The following is a 20,296-nucleotide window of genomic DNA, read 5'->3' on the forward strand; positions in this document are numbered from 1 at the left end:
CCGACTACTTCACCGAACCGGCCGTCAGGCCGCCCACGATGAACCGCTGCAGCGAGAGGAACAGCGCCATCGGCAGGATCGCCGCGAGCACGGCGCCCGCCGCGAACACGCTCCAGTTTCGGGCGGTCTCCTGCGAGACGAACTGGTAGAGACCGACGGCGAGGGTCTGCTTGTCGGGGTCGACCAGGATGACAGACGCGATCAGGAAGTCGTTCATCGTGCCGATGAAGCTCAGCAGACCGATGACGGCGAGCACCGGCGCGACCAGGCGCAGGATGATCGTGAAGAAGATGCGCGCATGGCCGGCGCCGTCGATCTTGGCCGCCTCGTCGATGGATGCCGGGACGGTGTTGAAGAACCCGTACATGAGGAACGTGTTCACACCCAGCGCGCCACCGAGATAGACCATGATCAGGCCGATCTGCGAGTTCAGTCCGAGTGCGGGGAAGATGTCGCCGATCGCCGACATCAGCAGGAAGATCGCGACGACCGCCAGCAGCTGCGGGAACATCTGCACGAGCAGCAGCGTCAGCAGGCCGAACCGGCGCCCCGTGAAGCGCAGGCGTGAGAACGCGTACGCCGCCAGGGCGCACAGCACGACGGTGAAGAACGACGTCGTGAGCCCGATGAAGATCGAGTTCACGAACCACGCACCGTAGGGGCGCAGCGGATCCTGGAACAGGGCGATGTACGCGCCGAGGTCGACGTTGGAGAACAGGCTGTTCGCCGTCAGCAGCGTGCCCCCGGGGTTTAGCGAGGCCGACAGCACGTACACGAGCGGGAAGCCCGCGAACACGAGCATGACGATGCCGATGATGTGGCGCCAGCCGGTCTCGCGGAACCAGCGGCCGAAGGGGCGTCGCGGCTCCTTCGCTCCGCGGACGCCCGCGTCGCCGGCGCCGCCGGACCCGTCCGATGCCGCCGCGGCGACGCCGTCCAGCGCGTCGGGAGAGGGGAGGGTTTCCTGGATGCTCATGTCAGTTCAGCTCCTCGAGGACCTTGGTCTGGCGGAAGCTCAGATACGAGATGACCGCAACGAGCACGAAGATGATGATCGAGAACGCGCTCGCCAGGCCGTAGTCGCGCTCGGCTCCGACGAACGCCACCTTGTAGACCATCGAGATGAGGATGTCGCTCGCGCCGACGTTGATCGAGGCATCCGCGAACCGCGGGCCGCCGCCGGTGAGCATGTAGATCAGGTTGAAGTTGTTGAAGTTGAACGCGAACGACGAGATCAGCAGCGGCGCCACCGACACCAGCAGCAGCGGGAACTTGATGTGCCGGAAGATCTGCCAGACTCCGGCGCCGTCGACCTTGCCGGCCTCCTGGATGTCTTCCGGGATCGCCTGGATGGCACCGGTGGTGACCAGGAACATGTACGGGAAGCCGAGCCAGAGGTTCACGATCAGGATCGACAGCTTGGCCAGCCACGGATCCTGCAGCCAGGGGATGGATGCCCCGCCGAACAGCGTCTGGTTGATGAAGCCGAAGTCCTGGTTGAACATGCCCTGCCACACGAGCGCGGACAGGAAGGCGGGGAAGGCGTACGGCAGGATCATGATGACCCGGTAGTACTTCTTGCTCTTCATCCGCGGATCGTTGAAGACGATCGCCAGGAACAGGCCCAGGGCGAACGTCGTCGCCACCGACAGGATCGCGAACGCGAACGTCCACAGGGTGACGGCGATGAACGGGCCGCGGATCGACTCCGTGGTGAACGCGCGGACGAAGTTGTCCAGCCCGACCCACACCTGCCAGCCCGTCGCGAGGCTCTGCCCGTCGTCCGATTCGAAGGAGCCGTTGCCGTTGTCGTGGTAGACCACGCCGGTGTCGCTGTTCGTCATCGTGTCGGCGGCGGGGTCCCAGACGAGCGTCGAGATGAACTGGTAGGCCGTCGATCCGTCGCGCGTCTGCAGCGTGCCGTCGTTGGGGTCGTCGGAGAACGGGACCGCCATCGCGCTGATCGCGGCCTGGTTCGAGACGAGCTGGCCGAAGTCGAGCGTCGTGTAGCCGGGGAGGGAGACGGCGCGGTCGCCGGAGAACTCGGCGTCGGCCGCCGGCTCGAGCGGTCGGTCGGTGCCGCCCACCTCGGCGCCGCCGTCGGGGGTGGTCACGAGGAAGAAGAACTGGCCGTTCTGCTCGAGCACCGACAGGGGGTAGGCGGCGGAGTCCTCGACGCGCTGCTGATTCTGGATGAGGAGCGCATTGACGGCGTCGTCCTTCGTGGACACGTGTCCGGAGCCGTAGTTGGTGAAGGCGATGTAGACGCAGTAAAGGACGACGAAGATCTGGAAGACGAAGAGGAAGACCAGGCCCGGCGTGAGGTACTTCGCCGGGAGCATGCCCGGCACCAGGTAGACGACGTTGATCGCGAGGACGGCGAGGGCCACGATCGCGGCGATCAGGACGTTGCCCTGCGTCAGGAGCACGAGGATCGCGTAGATCGCGAGGGCGTCGATGATGCCCAGGCACACGATCTTGACGAGCCACACCTTCCAGCCGGCCCCGGCGGCCTCCGCCCAGCGCTCGGCGCGCTTCGCGCGACGGGCTGCGGCACGGTCCTCGGGCGTGCGGACGGGGGGTGGATCAGTGATCGCGGATCCGGTCATCGTAGACTCCAGACGTCGTTCTAGGGGGAGCATAGGAGTCGGGGCGGCGTCTGGTCCAGACGCCGCCCCGAACTCGCGGGATCAGCCGAGCTTGCTCTTGATCGAATCGGCCATCTTGACCCAGTCGCCGGCCGGGTCGGACGAGCCCTTGATCAGGGCCGCCTCGGTCTTGCCCCAGTCATCCCAGACCGAGCCCATCTGCGGGACGCTCGGCATCGGGACGGCGTTCGCGCCGACCTTCGCGAAGCCCGCGATCAGCGGGTCGGACTGCGCGGCCTCGAACGACTCGGTCAGCGCCGGCGGGCGGCCGCCGGCCTCGAACAGAGCGGTCTGCACGTCGGGGGTGGCGATGTAGTTGACCAGGAACTCGTTCGCGATCAGGGCATTGCTGCTCTTCGCACTCAGGAAGAAGGTCTGCACGCCGGCGAACGGCTGGGCCGCCTCGCCGCCCGCGCTCGGGATGGCGTCGACCGACACGTCGATGCCGGCCTTCTGCGCGTCCGCGACGTTCCAGGGACCTGTCAGGAAGTACGGCGACTTGCCCGCGTTGAAGGCCTCCTTGGCGAGGTCGCCGGAGAGGTTGAGGTTGAGCACCTTGGTGCCGGTGTCACCCTGCGCCGTCAGCCAGCCCGCGAACTTCTGGCCTGCCTCGTCGCCGATGGTGAGCTGGCTCGCGTCGTACGAGCCGTCGTCGTTCTGCGCGAAGACCGTGCTGCCGAACGACGTCTGGAACGGGTACAGGTGGTACGGGTCCGAGGCCTGCGGGTCGAGGCCTACGACGAACGGGTACTCGGTGCCGGCCGCCTGGCCCTTGGCGATCATCTCGTCGTAGGTGCCGGGCGTGGAGTCGGCGAGGGCGGTGTTGCGCAGGATCGCGATGTTCTCGATCGCGTAGGGCAGCCCGTAGGTCTTGCCGTCGTAGGTCACGGCCTGGATGGCGACCTTCTCGAAGTCGGCGGTCTTGTCGCCGAGCTCGACCGGGGCGACGATGCCGTCCTTGACGAACGCGCCGATCCAGTCGTGGCCGCCGATCGTGATGTCGGGGCCCTTGCCGGTGGGGACCTGCGCCGTGAACTCGTCGCGGATCTTGCCGTAGTCCTTGACGACCAGGTTGACCTTGACGCCCTTCTCCTGCTCGAACGTCTTCGCGACGTCTTCGAGCGCGCGGGCGCGGTCGGCGTCGACCCAGACGGTCAGCGCGCCGGCGCTGGCCGCGTCGTCGCTGCTGGTCGGCTCTGCGGTCGTGCCGCCGGCGCAGCCGGCAAGCGCGAGGATGCTCGTCGCGACGAGCATTCCGACGGCGACGGCGCCCTTCTTCTTCACCTTCATTGGTGTGCCTCTCTGTTGTGACGGGGCCAGGGGAACAGGTGTCCCGCTGCGCCCACGCGCTGTTGCCGCGCGAGTCGCCGGCGGGGCCATTCTTACTCCCGACGCCGTCTCGCAAGGCGTTTCGTTATGCAACTGTGACCGGTCACAGGGTACGCGGTTCGATCACGTTATCACAGCGCCGGAACGATGTAGAGTCTGCTCTCGTGGCATCCACCGAGAGCTCCCGAAAACCGACGATCCGCGACGTCGCGGCGGTCGCCGGTGTGTCCCACGGCACGGTCTCGCGCGTGATCAACGGCGGCCACTGGGTGTCGCCGGAAGCGCGCGCCGCGGTGGAGGAGGCCATCCGTACGACGGGGTACACGGCCAACCATGCCGCCCGGAGCCTTGCGACCGGCCGCTCCGGCTCGATCGCGTTCCTCCTCACCGAACCGCAGCACCTGCTGTTCTCCGACCCGATCTTCTCGCTGCTGCTGCGCGGTGCCACCGAGGCGCTGGCCGAGCGGTCTATGACGCTGGTGCTCCTCATCGCCGACAGCGCCGACAAGCAGGCCGGCGTGGAGCGCTACGTCCGGGCCGGCCACGTCGACGGCGTGCTGCTCGTCTCCTCCCACGCCTCCGACGCCCTCCTCGCGTCGCTGGTGTCGGCGGGCGTCGCGACGGTGTGCACCGGCATCCCCACCGGTGCTGCGGCGTCGGTGCCGAACGTCGCCGTCGACGAGGTGGGATCGGCGCGCATGATGACCCGGTATCTCATGGACCAGGGGCACCGCCGCATCGCGCTCATCGCCGGACCCGCCGACACCCCGGGCGGCAAGTTCCGTCTCGAGGGGTTCCAGGCGGAGCTCGGCCCGCGGTTCGATCCGCAGCTCGTCGAGCACGGCAGCTACGAGAGCGCGAGCGGGGATGCCGCCATGACCCGGCTGCTGGAGCGGGCCCCCGACGTCGACGCGGTGTTCGCGGCCAGTGACATCATGGCCGTCGGTGCGATCGCCGCGCTGCGGCGTGCCGGCCGGCGGGTGCCCGAGGACGTCGCCGTCGCCGGCTTCGATGACTCCGGCCTCGCCGCCACGCACCAGCCGCCGCTGACGACGATCCGTCAGCCCTGGGCGGAGATCAGCTCGACGATGGTGGACATGGTGCTCGACATCGTCGCCGGGGTGCCGCGGGAGCCCCTCGTCCTGCCGACGACCCTCGTCGTGCGCGAGAGCGCCTGACGGCGCGGCTGCGCGAGGGCGCCGGCCGGTGCTCGTCACAGAGCAGGAGCGCCCCGGGGGTGCCGCCTAGAATCGTCGAGTGAGCACCGGTCAGTCCTTCTACATCACGACGCCGATCTACTACCCGAGCGATCTGCCGCACATCGGCCACGGGTACACGACGGTCGCCGTCGACGCGCTCGCGCGCTGGCACCGCCAGGCGGGAGACGACACCTGGATGCTCACCGGCACCGACGAGCACGGTCAGAAGATGCTCCGCGCTGCCGCCGCTAACGGCGTGACGCCGCAGGAGTGGGTGGACAAGCTCGTCACCGAGAGCTGGTTCCCGCTGCTGCGGACCCTCGACGTCGCCAACGACGACTTCATCCGCACGACGCAGCCGCGCCACGAGGAGCGGGTCCAGCAGTTCGTGCAGGCCCTGTACGACCGCGGCTACATCTACGCGGGGGAGTACGAGGCGCTGTACTGCGTCGGCTGCGAGGAGTTCAAGCCCGAGGCCGAGATCGTCGACGGAACGGGCGCGTTCGAAGGCCTGAAGGTCTGCGCGATTCACTCGAAGCCGCTCGAGCTGCTGCAGGAGAAGAACTACTTCTTCAAGCTGAGCGAGTTCCAGGACAAGCTGCTCGAGCTCTACAAGACCGAGCCCGATTTCGTGCGCCCCGAGTCCGCGCGCAACGAGGTGGTGTCGTTCGTCCGCTCGGGCCTGAAGGACCTGTCGATCTCGCGCTCGGCCTTCGACTGGGGCATCACGGTGCCGTGGGATCCGTCGCACGTCATCTACGTGTGGGTCGATGCGCTCCTCAACTACGCGACGGCGGTCGGCTACGGCACCGACCCCGCGCAGTTCGAGCGCCGCTGGCCCGCCTACCACGTCGTCGGCAAGGACATCCTCCGCTTCCACGCCGTCATCTGGCCCGCGATGCTCATGGCCGCCGGTCTCGACGTGCCGCGCGGCGTCTTCGCGCACGGCTGGCTGCTCGTGGGCGGCGAGAAGATGTCGAAGTCGAAGCTCACCGGCATCGCGCCGACCGAGATCACCGACGTCTTCGGGTCGGACGCCTACCGGTTCTACTTCCTGTCGGCGATCGCCTTCGGCCAGGACGGGTCGTTCTCGTGGGAGGACCTCTCCGCCCGCTACCAGGCCGAGCTCGCCAACGGCTTCGGCAACCTCGCCTCCCGCACCACCGCCATGATCGAGAAGTACTTCGAGGGCGTCGTCCCGCCGGCATCCGACTACTCCGAGGGCGACCGGGAGATCCAGCAGATCGTGGCGGATGCCGCGGCATCCGCCGACGCGGCCATGGAGCGTTTCCGTCCCGACGAGGCCATCGCCGCCATCTGGACCATCGTGGACGCGCTGAACGGCTACATCACCGACAACGAGCCGTGGGCGCTCGCGAAGGCGGGTGAGCGCGAACGCCTCGGCACCGTGCTGTACACCGCGGCGGAGGGCCTCCGGGCGCTGGCGGTGCTGCTGAGTCCGTTCATGCCGGAGGCGACGCAGAAGCTGTGGGAGGCGCTCGGCCACAGCGGGCGCCTGCAGGATCAGCCGCTGCGCGAGGCGGGCGCGTGGGGCGTCCTTCGGCCGGGGACGTCGGTGAACGGCCTCGCACCGCTGTTCCCGCGCATCGAGCAGTGACGCCGGCGCGCCGCGCCGCATGCGCGGTCGAAAGTGGCATCCGCGGCAGAGAGTTTCCGCCGCGCGTGCCGGAATCGGCCGCGCGAACCCGAGGAGGTGACACGCCGTGACCGACCCGTCGACCGACCCGTCGAGCTACGTGCGCGTGCGCGAGAAGAGCGCGCGCGACGTGTCGTACCCGCCGGCGCCGGAGCCCCTCCCCGTCGCGGTGTACGACAACCACTGCCACCTGGAGATCGAGGACGGCGCAGAGGAGGGCGGCCTCTCGCTCGACGAGCAGCTCGACCGCGCCGCGGCGGTGGGCGTGGTGGGGGTCGTGCAGGCCGGTGGCGACATCGAGTCGAGCAGGTGGTCGGCGTGGGCCGCGGCATCCCACCCCCGCGTTCTCGCGGCCGTGGCGATCCATCCCAACGAAGCGCCGGCATATGCCGAACAAGGCATGCTCGATGGGGCCATCGCCGTCATCGACGAGCTCGCCGCGCAGCCGCGCGTGCGGGCGATCGGTGAGACGGGGCTCGACTTCTTCCGCACCGGTGAGGAGGGACTGCCCGCGCAGTACGAGAGCTTCGAGGCGCACATCGCCCTCGCCAAGAAGCACGACATCGCGATGCAGATTCACGACCGCGACGCGCACGACGCCGTCCTCGACACGCTCGAGCGCGTCGGGGCGCCGGAGCGCACGGTGTTCCACTGCTTCTCCGGCGGCGCCGACATGGCCCGCATCGCCGCTGACCGCGGCTACTGGCTGAGCTTCGCGGGGAACGTCACCTTCAAGAACGCGCAGAACCTGCGCGATGCGCTGGCCGTCACCCCGCGCGAGCGGATCCTCGTCGAGACCGACGCGCCGTTCCTCACGCCCACGCCGCTGCGCGGCCGGCCGAACGCGCCGTACCTCGTTCCCGTGACGGTGCGGTTCATGGCTGCGGAGCTGGGGATGCCGGTGGACGAGCTGTGCGCGCAGCTCGCCGCCAACACGCTCGAGGTCTACGGCTCCTTCACGTCCTGATCGTCCGCGAGCACCGGCTTCGCCGCGGCGATGTGCGCGATCGAGCGCCACATGACGATGAGCGTCACCGCCGAACCGCCGAACGCGAACCACCACGGCGCCGTCAGCCCCCACGTCTGGGCGATCAGCCCGCCGAGGAACTGGCCGATGACGAGTCCGGCGAAGATGCCGACCATGTTCACCGAGGAGATCCGGCCCTGCAGCGGCAGCGGCACGAGGCGCTGGCGGACCGTCGTGGAGATCGTGCTCCACACGAACGCGTAGGCGCCGAACCCGAACATGATGACGAACGCGACGACGGCGTGCGTCGTCAGCGCGAACGCGAGGTGCATGAGCACTTCGAGCGTGAGGCACACCCGCATGAGCGTCGCGAAGGAGATGTGCTTCTCGAGCCAGCCGAAGCTCGCGATGCCGACGAGACCGCCCAGCGCGGATGCCGTGGTCAGCGCACCGTATCCGACGGCGCCCATGCCGAGGTGCTCGGTGGCGTACAGCACGAGGATGCCCCAGGGTGCGGCCCACGTGATGTTGAACACCAGGATGATGACGACGAGCGTCCGCACCGGGGCGTTGTGCCGCAGCCAGCGCAGTCCCTCGCGGATGGGGTGCGGCTTCGCTCCGGGCTCCACGTCGCCGTGGTCGGGGACCGGAGTGCGCGCGATCCGGGAGATGAGGACGACGGCCATCGCGACGCACAGGATCTGGACCAGGAACGGCCAAAACGACCCGATGGCGAAGAGGAAGGCCCCGAGGGGCGGTCCGCCGAGCTGGTTGGCGACGAGGTAGCCGGCCTGCAGCCGCGCGTTGCCGATGCCGAGGTCGCCCGGCCGCACGAGCATCGGCAGCAGGGTGCTCCCGGCCGAATCGGCGAATACCTCGGCGGTGCCGTACAGGAAGGCCGTCGCCAGCACGATCCACACGGTCGCGTGGCCAGTGACGAGAAAGGCCACGAGCCCCGCGACGACGACCGCGCGCGAGGCGTTCGCGATCATCACCATGCGGCGCCGGTCGTGATGGTCGGCGACGGAGCCCGCGAACAGGCCGAACAGCAGCCACGGCAGGAACTGCATCATGGCGCCCGCCGCCACGAGGAGGGGCGAGGTCGTCATCGAGGCGATGAGCAGGGGAGCGGCCGACAGGGCGATGCCGTCGCCGATGTTGCTCGTCCACGACGATGCCAGCAGCCACCGGAAGTCCCGGCCGAGGCGACGCGGCGCGACGATCTCACCCAGCGATGGCACCTCGCCATCCTAGACGCCACCCCCGCCCCTGCGCGGCCTCCCCTCGCCACGCCCCGGGCCCCGGCCAGTACGCCGAGTGGGCCCGTTGCGCGCGAGAGGGCCCCGTGTTGTCGGGCCAGAGTGGGCGCGCTCGGCGGAAAGGGGCGCACTCGGCATCCGTCGTGGACGGGGAGGACGGGGAGGACGGGGAGGGGGGAGGGAGGGAGGAGGGAGGGGAGGGAGGGAGGGAGGGAGGGAGGGAGGGAGCGGGGGGTCAGCGGGTGGTGGTGCCCCGCACGACCTCGAAGGGGAGGTCGATCGCGCGCGACGGGGCGGTGCCGGCGGGGGAGGCGTCCGGGGCGTCGAGGGCGTCGAGCGAGCCGAGGACGATCTCGGCGGCGCGCTCCGGGTACAGGCACACGTGGGTGACGCCGAGGCGCTCGTTCAGCTCGCAGTCGATCGTGCACAGCGCCATCAGCTGCAGATCGCGCGGCATGACCAGGCCGATCTGCTCCAGGTGGAGGTAGATCTCCGGCCCCTCCTCGCAGAACGCGAAGACGGCGTCGGCGCCCGCGTCGAGCAGCGTGTGCAGCGCGGGGATGAGGCGTCGCCGCCCCGCGTCGACCCGCGCCACGAGCGGCGTGCGGCCGCCGAGCGCGCTCCATGCCAGGTACGCGCTCTCGCCCTGCTGATCGCGCGGCACCTCGCTCTCGTCGACGAGGAAACCGATCCGCTCGGCGCCGGCGGCGGCGAGGTGCGCGAGCCCCGCGCGCACCGCGGCCGCGTATCCGGTGCGGATGGTCAGCCCGCCCGGCACCGTCAGGTCGCTGGCCGCGACCGGGATGCCGCGGGCCTGCGCCGCGCGCAGCACGGTGCGGTCGTCGGCGGGGTCGGGGAAGTACAGCGCGTCGATCTGGGCGCCGGCGACGAGGTCGGGCCGGCTGTCGGGCAGCACGGTCACGGTGAAGCCGCGCACCGCCCCGGCCTGCACGAGCGCGTCGAGCTGGCGCGCCCGCTGCAGCGCGCGCCGGCCGTCCTGCAGCGACCCCTGCGCCATGACGAAGCCGATCGACATCGTCCGCCCGCTGCGCAGGGCCGCGGCGTGCTTGTTGGGCGCGTAGCCGAGTTCGGCCGCGAGCATCTTGATCCGTTCGCGGGTCTCGGGACGCAGGTTGCCGCGGTCGTTGAGCGCCTGACTGATCGCCGCCGTGGACATGCCCGCCCGCGCGGCGACGTCGCGGAGCGTGACCCGGCTCATGCGGGGCCGGGTCCCGTCGGGGCGGATGCCGCGGCATCCGGCTCATCGGCCGCGACTCCGGCGGGGGTGGCCTCGACGGAGGGGGCCGTCCGCGGGAAGACCGTCCGCACCGCGTCGACCCAGGCTTCGCCGGAACCGGCGGCGGCCAGGCCGTGGCCCTGTGCGATGAGGGTGTGCAGCAGCGCGCCCGAGAAGTGGCGCAGGGCGGCCTCGGTCGCCGCGACCGTGTCGGCGTCGCCGCCGCGCGCACGCGTGCGGGCGATCTCCTGCTCGAGCACGCTGTGCACGTGGGCGCGCATGTCGACGACCGCGGGAGCCACCTCGTGCACGCGGCGGGCCATCGCGTGCCGCTGCGCAGCGGTCTGCACGATCATCCGCGCCTGGCCGATCGCCTGGAACTCGTCGATGGGCGCGTGGACCCGGATCGTGTCGAGGTCGAGCACGTCGATGCCGGGGAGCGAGCGGAGCCCGGGGTCGACGTTGCGCGGCATGCCGAGGTCGATCACGAGCTGCGGCGTCGTGAGCCCCGCGCGGGCGGCGCTGTGATGCTCGGTGTCCAGTGCGTAGGAGTCCGTCGTCGTGGTGCAGGTGACGATGACGTCGGCGTGGGCGGCCTCGGCGGCGAAGTCGGCCGCGGTTACCGGTGTCAGATGCTCGCGCCGCGCGAAGCGGTCGCGGCCGGAACGGGAGTGCACGCGGATGTCGACGGCGCCGACGGCGCGGAGCGCCGCGAGCGAGGCCGCTGCGTAGCGCCCCGTGCCCACGAGCAGCACGCGAGCGCTGTCCCATGATTCGATCCGGGAGCCGGCGAGCTCGACCGCGAGACGCACGAGCGAGCGGCCCGACTCGCCGAGCCGGGTGGAGTTCTTCACGGCGCGGGAGGTCTCGGTCGCCCGCTGGAACAGGTGCTCCAGCGGCGCGGTGGTGGCCCCGGCCTCGCGCGCGGCGTCGAGGGCACGGCGCACCTGACCGGCGATCTCGTCCTCGCCCACGGCGACGGAGTCCAGACCCGACGCGACGGCGAACAGGTGCTGGGCGACGCGGTTGCCGTGCGCGAAGTCGACGGTCTCGCGCACGTCGCGGAAGGGCAGCGCGGAAAGGTCCGCGAGGCGCTCCATCACGGCATCCATCGCCGGCACCGGCGACGCCTCGTCCGGCCCGTCGGCGAGGTCGAAGTACGCCTCGAAGCGGTTGCAGGTCGCGAGGACCACGGCGCCGCGGATCGTCTCGTGGGCCGCGGTCAGGTCCGTCGCAACGCCGTCGCCCACGACGGACAGGCGCTCCAGCGCCTCGAGGGGCGTGGTGCGCTGATGGGCGGACAGGCAGACGAGCACGCGGGTTAGTATAACGATTAACCGCCGTTGAAAACGTGCGCGAACCTGCTGCCTGGAGCCCATCATCCTTCCTGCCACCCCGTCTCACCCGCTCGTCGCCCACGGCACCGCCAACTCCCGCCTCGTGCGGGCGCTGCGCGGGGATCGGCCCGAGATCACGCCCGTCTGGTTCATGCGACAGGCGGGCCGCTCGCTGCCGGAATACCGCGCGCTGCGGCAGACCGGCACCATGCTCGACGCGTGCCTGGATCCGGCGATGGCGAGCGAGATCACGCTGCAGCCGGTGCGCCGTCACGGCGTAGATGCGGCGGTGTTCTTCAGCGACATCATCGTGCCGCTGCACCTCGTCGGCGTGGAGGTGGAGATCGCCGCCGGGCGCGGCCCCGTCTTCGCTCGCCCGGTGCGGACGGCCGCCGACATCGCCCGGCTCGTGCAGACCGACCCCGCGCTGGTCGAGGAGCGCGGCGAGGCCGTGGCGGATGCCGTGGCGCGCACCACCGCGATGCTCGCCGAGGAGGGCGAACGCCGCGGCGAGGCGATTCCGCTGATCGGCTTCGCCGGGGCGCCCTTCACGCTCGCCGCCTACCTCGTCGAGGGCGGTCCGTCGAAGGACCACCTGGCCGCGCGCAGCCTCATCCACTCCGATCCGGCGGCGTGGGCGGACCTGACCGCCTGGCTCGCGGAGGTCACCGGGCGCTTCCTCGCGCTGCAGGTGCGCGCGGGCGCCAGCGCGGCGCAGCTGTTCGACTCGTGGGCTGGAGCGCTCGCGCCGGCCGATTACCGCCGCGCGGTGCTCCCGGCCTCGGCCGCGGCGCTGGAGCCGGTGCGGGCCCTGGACGTCGAGGTCCCCCTCATCCACTTCGGCGTCGGCACCGGTGAGCTGCTGGCCGACATGGCGTCGCTGCAGATCGACGCGCTGGGGGTGGATTACCGCGTGCCGCTGGATGCCGCCGCCGCCCGCATCGGGCGCGACCTGACCCTGCAGGGCAATCTCGATCCCGCGCTCCTGTTCGCGCCCGCCGAGGTGCGGGAAGCCGCCGCGCACGCGGTGCTCGACGCGGGGACGGCGGCCCGCGCGCACGTGTTCAACCTCGGTCACGGCGTGCCGATGGACACCGACCCCGCTGTGCTCACCGCGCTCGTGCAGACCGTGCACGACTGGCGCCCGGCGGCCGGCCGCAGGGAGCTCGCGTGAGCGCTGACGCCGGCGTCGTCGTCGTCGGCGGGGGCATCGCGGGACTCGTCGTCGCGCACGAGGTCGCCCGCGCCGGGAGATCCGTCGTCCTCTGCGAGGCGTCCGGCGCGCTCGGCGGCCTGCTGCAGCGCGGCACGGTCGGCGGCGTCGCGATCGACCTCGGCGCGGAGTCGTTCGCGACGCGCACCGACGCCGTCGCGCGGCTCGTCGCCGACGCGGGCCTCGATCTCGAGCTGGTGAGCCCCGAGCCCGCCGGCGCCTGGCTGGCCGTGGCGACCGGCGACGGCCCGATGCGCGCGCGCCTGCCGCGCCGGACGGTCCTCGGCATCCCCGCCGATCCGCTCGCGCCCGACGTCGTGGCGATCCTCGGCGAGACCGCCGCCCGTCGCGCGGCGGACGAGCCCACCGGCGCGATCCCGACCGCGGACGGGACGGCCGCCCCGGCCTCGCTGCACGCGCTGGTGGCCGAGCGCCTCGGCCCGCTCGTCGCGGACCGTCTCGTCGAGCCGCTCTGCCGGAGCGTCTACTCGCGGCCCGCGACGGAGGTGACCCTCGAGGCGGTGCACCCCGCGCTCTGGCGCGCGTTCCGCCAGCACGGCTCGCTGCTGCGGGCGGCGGATGCCGTGGCCACGACCGCCCGTGCCGGCGCCGCGGTCGGCGGGATCGACGGCGGCATGTGGCGACTGCCGGTGGCCCTGGCGGACGCCGCCGCCCGCCACGGCGCCGACCTCCGCACCGACACGGCGGTCACCGCGCTCACGGCGGACGCCGCCGGCGTCACGGTGCGCACCGCCGCCGGCGCGATCCGCGCGCGCGACGTCGTCGTCGCGACCGGACCGGCCGCGACCGACCGGCTGCTCGCCGCCCTGCCGAACGCCGCCGCGCTGCCGAACGCCGCCGCCGTGCCCGCCGTCGCCGACCCGCCGAGCCCCGCCCGCGACGCGGCGACCGGCGACGTGCACCTCGTCGCGGCCGCGATCACCCACCCCGGTTTGGACGCCGACCCGGTGGGGTCGGGCGTCATCGTCGACCCGGCACTGGCCACCGCGGCCAAGGCGCTCACCCACGTCACCGCGAAGTGGGGGTGGGCGCGCCGGGCGGCCGGCGCCGCCGGCATCCATCTCGTGCGGCTCTCGGCTCGCGACGGCGCCGCCGCGCGGCTGCGCACATCCGACGACATCGCCCGCGAGCTGCGACTGCTCACCGGCGTCGCCGTCACGGCGCGCGACATCGCCGATGTCGTCGTGCAGCGCTGGACGGATGCCGTCGACATCGCCCCCGCCGGCAGCGCGGCCGCTCGTCTCGCGCGCGCGAGCGCGTGCGGCGGCATCCACCTCACCGGCGCCGCCGTCGCCGGCACCGGCCTCGCTTCGGTCATCCCGCACGCGCGCGACCTCGCCGCCCGGCTCACCGCAGACACCCCCGCCGTTCCCCGCCCCCTCGCCTCAGACAGGAGCACCGCATGACCGACACCATCCCGCTCGGCTACACCCTGTTCGCCGTCCTCGCCCTGCCCCGGCCGCGCCACGGCGCGCCGGATGCGGCGGCGCTCGAGGACCTCACGGCCGCCGTCGCCGCCATCGAGGCGGACGGCGTGACGCTGCGGGGGCTCTACGACGTGACCGGCATGCGCGGCGAGGCCGATCTCCTGGTGTGGCTGCACACGGGTGAGCAGACCCCCCTCGAGAGCCCGGCGGTCCTCCAGCAGGCGCTGCGCACCCTGCGCCGCACCGCGGTGCTCGCGAGCGCCACGGCGGTGTGGACCGCCGTGGGCGTGCACCGCGAGGCGGAGTTCAACAAGCGGCACGTGCCGGGCTACCTGCGCGGCGAGCATGCCCGCGGCTGGCTCTGCGTCTACCCGTTCGTCCGGAGCTACGAGTGGTACCTGCTGCCCGACGAGGAGCGCTCCGCGATGCTCGCCGAGCACGGCCGCAAGGGGGCGCGGTTCACCGATGTCGTCGCCAACACGGTCTCCACGTTCGGGCTCAGCGACTACGAGTGGCTGCTGCCACTGGAGAGCGACGACCCCATCCACCTCGTCGACATGATGCGCGACCTGCGCGCGACCGGCGCCCGCCGCCACGTGCGCGAGGAGGTGCCGTTCTACACCGGCCGCCGCATCGAGGTCGCCGATCTCGCGGAGGTGCTGAGCTGATGGCGGAGAACCTCACCGAGTTCCGCCCGAAGCCGCCGCGCGCGAGCGCCGCGCCGGTGTGCGGCGACGGATGCCGGGTGCCCGCCGCCACGACGGCGACGTGCGCCGGCGACCGGTTCGCGACGACCCCGGTCGCCTACGATGCCGTGCTGCTGCTCGGCTTCGGCGGTCCCGAGGGGCAGGACGATGTCATCCCGTTCCTCCGCAACGTCACGGCCGGTCGCGGCATCCCCGACGAACGGCTCGAGGAGGTCGCGCATCACTACCGCCACTTCGGCGGCGTGTCGCCGATCAACGATCACAACCGCGAGCTGAAGGCCGCCCTGGACGCCGAGCTCGCCGCCCGGGGGCTCGACCTGCCGGTGTACTGGGGCAACCGCAACTGGATGCCGTACGTCGCCGACGCCCTGCAGGCCGCGCACGACGCCGGTCACACGCGGCTCCTCGCCATTGCGACGAGCGCGTACAGCTCGTACTCGTCGTGCCGGCAGTATCGCGAGGATCTCGCCGACGCGGTCGAGGCGACCGGGCTGAGCGGGCGGGTCGAGATCGACAAGGTGCGCCAGTTCTTCGACCACCCCGGCTTCGTCGCCCCGTTCGCCGAGGGGGTCGCCGCGGGCTTGGAGCGGCTCCACGCCGACGGGTTCGGTGACGACGAGATCGAGATCCTGTTCTCGACCCATTCCATCCCGAACAGCGACGCCGATCGCTCCGGCCCGCCCGAGCGCGACCTCGGCGCCGGGGGCGCCTACGTCGCGCAGCACACCGCCGTCGCCGAGGCCATCATGGCGCGGCTCGGGTCGGCCTGTGCGTGGCAGCTGGTGTACCAGAGCCGGTCCGGTCCGCCGCAGGTGCCGTGGCTCGAGCCCGACATCAACGACGCGATGGCGGAGCTCCCCGGTCGCGGCCGCAGGGCCGTGCTCATTGTGCCGCTGGGGTTCGTCAGCGACCATATGGAGGTGCTCTGGGATCTCGACACCGAAGCGCTCGAGACCGCGGGCGAGCTCGGCCTCACCGCGATCCGCACGCCGACGCCCGGCACCCATCCCGCCTACGTCGCGGGCCTCGTCGACCTCATCACGGAGCGACTCGACGGGACCGACCCCGCGGACCGTCCGCACGAGACCGCGCTCGGCCCCTGGGACGACGTCTGCCGGCCCGGATGCTGCGAGAACAAGCGGCTTGGCTTCCAGCCCGCTCTCGCCGGGGTCGCACCGTGACGGCAGCCGGCACCCCGGCATCCGCCCCGCCGCTGCGGCTCGGCACCCGGGCGAGCCTGCTCGCCACGACGCAGTCCGGTCACGTCGCCGACGCGCTGCGCGCGGCGACCGGGCGCGAGGTGGAGCTCGTTCCGATCACGACCGCCGGCGACGTGCTGACCGGGCCGCTGGCGCAGCTGGGCGGCACCGGCGTGTTCGTCGCGGCGCTGCGCGAAGCCCTGCTGCGGGGGGAGTGCGATCTCGTCGTGCACTCGATGAAGGATCTGCCGACCGCCGATGTCGCGGGGCTGCGCATCGGCGCCGTCCCCCCGCGCGCGCCCGTCCGTGACGCGCTGTGCACCCGGCAGCGCGCCGGCGCCGGTGTCAGCCTGGCGGACCTCCCCGAAGGCGCCGTCGTCGGCAGCGGGTCGCCGCGCCGCGTCGCGCAGCTGCTGCGCCGTAGGCCCGACCTGCAGGTCCGCGGCATCCGCGGCAACGTGGACACGCGGCTCCGCAAGGTCGACGAGGGCGAGTACGACGCGATCGTCCTCGCCGAAGCGGGGCTCGTGCGCATCGGCCGCGCCGACCGCATCGCCGAGGTGTTCGACGCGACCGCGTGGCCGACGTCGGCCGGTCAGGGGGCGCTCGCCGTCGAGGTGCGGGACGACGACGCGTCGGCGGCGCTGGTGGCGGCCATCACCGATCCGGATGCCGAGACCACCGCCCTCGCCGAGCGCGCCGTGCTGCGGCGCCTGGAAGCCGGCTGCGCCGCGCCGGTGGGGATCTCCGCACGCCTGACCGACGCGCCGCAGCCCGTCGTGGCGGTGATCGCCGAGGTGTATGCCCTCGACGGATCGCGCACCGTCCGGGTGGAGCGCCGCACGCCGCGCCCGGAGCTGGCCGACGCGGCCGGCCGCGACCGGTTCGCCGCTGTCGTCGTGGATGACCTCATGGCGTCCGGAGCCGGCGACCTGGCCGACCTGGGGCCGCGCAGCGCGGACGGCGCGGGCAGCGGCGCCGGCCCGCGCAGCGCGGGCGATCGCCCGTGACCGGCGCGCTGCAGGGCGCCCGGGTGCTCGTCCCGCGCGCGGGCGCCTGGGGGGAGCGGGTCGCGGCGGAGCTGCGCCGCCGCGGCGCCGATCCCGTCGTCGCACCGCTCATCCAGACTGCGCCGCCGCGCGACCCGAGCGTGCGCGACGGCATGTTCGCCGAGCTCGCCGCGGGCCGCTACGACTGGCTCTTCGTCACGAGCGCGGCGAGCATCGAGCAGCTGGCGGCGTTCCTCACCCCGCGTGGCCTCACTCTCCCCGCGACGACGCAGGTCGCGGCCGTCGGCCAGGCCACCGCGCGGGCGGTCGCCGATCTGGGTGCGGACGTCGCGTTCGTGCCCGTCGGCCAGTCCTCGGCGCGCGCCATGATCGCGCAGTGGTCCGCCGGGCGCGCGGCGGCATCCACCGGCCGGTGCCTCGTCGTGCGCTCCGACCTCGCCGCCGCCGTCATCAGCGACGAGCTCGAGCTGCAGGGGTACACCGTCGACGTGTGCATCGGCTACCGGACAGTCGGCGTCGATCTGCCGGACGCCGTCGCCCGCGACCTCGCCGACGGGCGCATCGACGTCGTGCTGCTGACCTCGCTCAGCGTCGGTCGCGAGCTGCGCCGTCAGGTGCCGCAGCTGGCGGCATCCGTCCTCGTCGCCTCGATCGGCCCCGGCACGACGCGCGACGCCGAGCGCCTCGGCTTCACCGTCGGCCATACCGCCCACACCCAGAGCGTCGATGCCCTGCTGGCAGAGCTCGACTCCCGTCCCCGATCCCCGGAGGTCACCCCATGACCGCGTATCCCGTCCGGCGCCTGCGCCGCCTGCGGCACAGTCCCGCCCTGCGGCGCCTCGTCGCCGAGACCCGGCTGCACCCGGCGCAGCTCGTGCTGCCCGTGTTCGTGAAGGAGGGCCTCGACGCGCCGCAGCCCATCGCGAGCATGCCGGGGGTGTCGCAGCATCCGCTCAGCGGGCTGGCGGCTGTCGTCGACGACGCCGTCGCGGCCGGCATCGGCGGCGTCATGCTGTTCGGCGTGCCCGCGACCCGCGACGCCGTCGGGTCGGGCGCGATCGACCCCGACGGCATCCTCAACCGCGCCATCCGCGTGGCCGCCGACGTAGCCGCCGGCCGGCTCACCGTGCAGGCCGACCTGTGCCTCGACGAGTTCACCGACCACGGGCACTGCGGCGTGCTCGCCGCCGACGGCAGCGTCGACAACGACGCCACCCTTGAGGTGTACGCGCGGATGGCGCTCGCGCAGGCCGACGCGGGCGCGGAGATCCTCGGCCTGTCGGGGATGATGGACGGCCAGGTCGCCGCGTGCCGGGCGGCCCTCGACGCTGCGGGCCGCACCGACGTCGTGCTGCTGGCCTACTCCGCGAAGTACGCCTCCGCGTTCTACGGCCCGTTCCGCGACGCCGTCGAGTCGACCCTCACCGGCGACCGGCGCACCTACCAGCTCGACCCCGCGAACGGCCGCGAGGGCGTGCAGGAGGCGCTCGCCGATGTCGACGAGGGCGCCGACATCGTCATGGTCAAGCCCGCCGGCCCGTACCTCGACGTGCTCGCCGAGGTCGCGGCCGTCTCGCCCGTTCCCGTCTGGGCGTACCAGGTATCGGGGGAGTACGCCATGATCGAGCACGCCGCGGCATCCGGCGTCATCGATCGCGAGCGCGCCATCGGCGAGAGCCTCGTCGGCATCCGCCGTGCGGGCGCCGAGGCGATCTTGACGTACTGGGCCATCGAGGTCGCGGAGTGGCTCGCCGAGGGGCGGAGCCTCGCATGATCGCCGGAGTGGGCAACGACGAGCTGTTCGACCGCGCCCGTGCGGTGATCCCCGGCGGGGTGGACTCGCCGGTGCGCGCCTACGGGTCGGTGGGCGGCACGCCGCGGTTCCTCGTCGAGGCGTCGGGGCCGTACGTGACGGATGCCGAGGGTCGCCGCTACGTCGACCTCGTCGCGAGCTGGGGGCCCGCGCTCCTCGGTCACGCGCACCCGGAGGTCGTCGCCGCGGTCCTCGCCGCGGCGCGGCGCGGCCTGTCGTTCGGCGCTCCGACGCCGGCCGAGGCGGAACTCGTGGAGGAGATCGTGCGGCGCGTCCCCGCCGTGCAGAAGGCGCGGCTGGTCTCGACGGGCACGGAGGCGACGATGACGGCGATCCGCCTCGCGCGCGGCGCGACCGGGCGCGACCTGCTGGTGAAGTTCGCGGGGCACTACCACGGCCACTCCGACGGGCTGCTCGCGGCGGCGGGCTCGGGCCTCGCGACCTACGCCCTGCCGGGATCCGCCGGCGTTCCCGAAGCCGTCGCGGCGCAGACCCTCGTCGTGCCCTACAACGACCGCGACGCGCTCGCCGCGGTGTTCGCCGCCCACCCCGGCCGCATCGCCGCCGTCATCACCGAGGCGGCCGCCGCGAACATGGGGGTCGTGGCACCGGCATCCGGGTTCACGACCTTCCTCGCGGACCTGTGCCGCGCCGAGGGTGCGCTGCTCATCAGCGACGAGGTGCTCACCGGCTTCCGCGCCGCTGCGGGCGGATACGCCCAGGTGCTCGCCGAGGCGGGGGAGGCGGTGACCCCCGATCTCGTCACGTTCGGCAAGGTGATCGGCGGAGGGCTGCCGGTCGCCGCCGTCGGCGGCCGCGCGGACATCATGGACCTGCTCGCCCCGCTCGGGCCCGTCTACCAGGCGGGGACCCTCAGCGGGAACCCGGTCGCGGTCGCGGCGGGGCTGGCGACCCTGCGGCACGCCGACGACGACGCGTACGCGCGGCTCGCGGCGGCGGCGGATGCCGTGGCCGCCGCCACCGGTGCGGCCCTCGACGCCGCGGGGGTGCCGCACGTCCTCCAGCGCGCCGGGACGCTCTTCAGCGTCTTCATCGGCGAGGCCGTCGCCGGCGGGGTGCCGGACTATGCGACCGCGCAGCGGCAGGACACCGCGGCCTACGGCCGGTTCTTCCACGCGATGCTGGATGCCGGTGTCTCCCTGCCGCCGTCGGCGTTCGAGGCCTGGTTCCTCACCGCCGCCCACGACGACGACCCGCTGTCGCGCATCGCCGACGCCCTGCCCGCCGCCGCCCGCGCCGCCGCCGGCTGACC

17 protein-coding genes are annotated in these 20,296 nt (G+C 72.6%); 11 read left to right on the forward strand and 6 right to left on the reverse strand.

Annotation, left to right across the window (positions count from 1 at the left end):
* Window positions 1-4: 4 nt before the first annotated feature.
* From ACPYN4_RS09500 to ACPYN4_RS09510, 3 genes are all read right to left on the reverse strand, one after another.
* Window positions 5-976 (reverse strand): sugar ABC transporter permease, encoded by a 972-nt coding sequence (locus tag ACPYN4_RS09500; protein ID WP_239279625.1) that lies wholly within the window; start codon window positions 974-976, stop codon window positions 5-7.
* A gap of 1 nt (window position 977) precedes the next feature.
* Entirely contained in the window at window positions 978-2,609 is a 1,632-nt protein-coding gene (locus ACPYN4_RS09505) for an ABC transporter permease subunit (protein ID WP_239279626.1), read from the reverse strand.
* Window positions 2,610-2,690: 81 nt separating this feature from the next.
* The gene (locus ACPYN4_RS09510) at window positions 2,691-3,938 is read right to left on the reverse strand and encodes a sugar ABC transporter substrate-binding protein (RefSeq protein ID WP_239279627.1); all 1,248 of its coding nucleotides are present in this window, start codon (window positions 3,936-3,938) and stop codon (window positions 2,691-2,693) included.
* A 203-nt stretch (window positions 3,939-4,141) separates the two neighbouring features.
* Between ACPYN4_RS09510 and ACPYN4_RS09515 the strand changes: the two genes are divergently transcribed.
* From ACPYN4_RS09515 to ACPYN4_RS09525, 3 genes are all read left to right on the forward strand, one after another.
* Window positions 4,142-5,155 carry a LacI family DNA-binding transcriptional regulator gene (locus ACPYN4_RS09515; RefSeq protein WP_239279628.1) on the forward strand — a complete coding sequence of 338 codons (1,014 nt, stop codon included), beginning with the start codon at window positions 4,142-4,144 and terminating at the stop codon, window positions 5,153-5,155.
* Window positions 5,156-5,234: 79 nt separating this feature from the next.
* A complete protein-coding gene (gene metG, locus ACPYN4_RS09520) occupies window positions 5,235-6,794 on the forward strand; it encodes a methionine--tRNA ligase (RefSeq protein WP_281651882.1) in 1,560 nt (519 codons plus the stop codon).
* A 106-nt stretch (window positions 6,795-6,900) separates the two neighbouring features.
* Window positions 6,901-7,800, forward strand: coding sequence for a TatD family hydrolase (locus ACPYN4_RS09525; protein WP_281651883.1), 900 nt, complete (start codon window positions 6,901-6,903; stop codon window positions 7,798-7,800).
* Here the strand turns inward: ACPYN4_RS09525 and ACPYN4_RS09530 are convergent.
* From ACPYN4_RS09530 to ACPYN4_RS09540, 3 genes are all read right to left on the reverse strand, one after another.
* Window positions 7,779-9,041, reverse strand: coding sequence for an MFS transporter (locus ACPYN4_RS09530; RefSeq protein WP_424446228.1), 1,263 nt, complete (start codon window positions 9,039-9,041; stop codon window positions 7,779-7,781). The two genes, ACPYN4_RS09525 and ACPYN4_RS09530, sit on opposite strands and share 22 nt — an antisense overlap.
* 253 nt (window positions 9,042-9,294) lie before the next feature.
* Window positions 9,295-10,278, reverse strand: a complete 984-nt coding sequence (locus ACPYN4_RS09535) for a LacI family DNA-binding transcriptional regulator (RefSeq protein ID WP_424446229.1) — start codon at window positions 10,276-10,278, stop codon at window positions 9,295-9,297.
* A complete protein-coding gene (locus tag ACPYN4_RS09540; RefSeq protein ID WP_424446230.1) occupies window positions 10,275-11,612 on the reverse strand; it encodes a glutamyl-tRNA reductase in 1,338 nt (445 codons plus the stop codon). Before ACPYN4_RS09540 ends, ACPYN4_RS09535 begins: the two co-directional genes overlap by 4 nt.
* A gap of 52 nt (window positions 11,613-11,664) precedes the next feature.
* On the opposite strand from ACPYN4_RS09540, the gene hemE reads away from it, so the two are divergent.
* The 8 genes from hemE to ACPYN4_RS09580 are packed head-to-tail and all read left to right on the forward strand — an operon-like array spanning window position 11,665 to window position 20,294.
* On the forward strand, window positions 11,665-12,807 hold the full coding sequence (hemE, locus tag ACPYN4_RS09545) for a uroporphyrinogen decarboxylase (protein ID WP_396655511.1): 1,143 nt from the start codon (window positions 11,665-11,667) through the stop codon (window positions 12,805-12,807).
* Window positions 12,804-14,273, forward strand: a complete 1,470-nt coding sequence (locus ACPYN4_RS09550) for a protoporphyrinogen/coproporphyrinogen oxidase (protein WP_424446231.1) — start codon at window positions 12,804-12,806, stop codon at window positions 14,271-14,273. The genes hemE and ACPYN4_RS09550 overlap by 4 nt, the downstream gene beginning before the upstream one ends.
* A complete protein-coding gene (gene hemQ / locus ACPYN4_RS09555) occupies window positions 14,270-14,962 on the forward strand; it encodes a hydrogen peroxide-dependent heme synthase (protein WP_239281692.1) in 693 nt (230 codons plus the stop codon). Before ACPYN4_RS09550 ends, hemQ begins: the two co-directional genes overlap by 4 nt.
* Window positions 14,962-16,182 carry a ferrochelatase gene (locus ACPYN4_RS09560; protein WP_424446232.1) on the forward strand — a complete coding sequence of 407 codons (1,221 nt, stop codon included), beginning with the start codon at window positions 14,962-14,964 and terminating at the stop codon, window positions 16,180-16,182. Before hemQ ends, ACPYN4_RS09560 begins: the two co-directional genes overlap by 1 nt.
* Window positions 16,179-17,210 (forward strand): hydroxymethylbilane synthase, encoded by a 1,032-nt coding sequence (gene hemC / locus ACPYN4_RS09565; protein WP_424446233.1) that lies wholly within the window; start codon window positions 16,179-16,181, stop codon window positions 17,208-17,210. The genes ACPYN4_RS09560 and hemC overlap by 4 nt, the downstream gene beginning before the upstream one ends.
* Window positions 17,207-17,992, forward strand: a complete 786-nt coding sequence (locus ACPYN4_RS09570; protein ID WP_424446234.1) for a uroporphyrinogen-III synthase — start codon at window positions 17,207-17,209, stop codon at window positions 17,990-17,992. The genes hemC and ACPYN4_RS09570 overlap by 4 nt, the downstream gene beginning before the upstream one ends.
* Window positions 17,989-18,984, forward strand: a complete 996-nt coding sequence (gene hemB, locus ACPYN4_RS09575) for a porphobilinogen synthase (protein ID WP_424446235.1) — start codon at window positions 17,989-17,991, stop codon at window positions 18,982-18,984. Before ACPYN4_RS09570 ends, hemB begins: the two co-directional genes overlap by 4 nt.
* Complete coding sequence (locus ACPYN4_RS09580) at window positions 18,981-20,294, forward strand: glutamate-1-semialdehyde 2,1-aminomutase (RefSeq protein WP_239281705.1); 1,314 nt, start codon at window positions 18,981-18,983, stop codon at window positions 20,292-20,294. The genes hemB and ACPYN4_RS09580 overlap by 4 nt, the downstream gene beginning before the upstream one ends.
* Window positions 20,295-20,296 lie beyond the last annotated feature (2 nt).

The organism is Microbacterium sp. CH-015, from assembly GCF_049707015.1.
GTDB lineage: Bacteria > Actinomycetota > Actinomycetes > Actinomycetales > Microbacteriaceae > Microbacterium > Microbacterium aurum.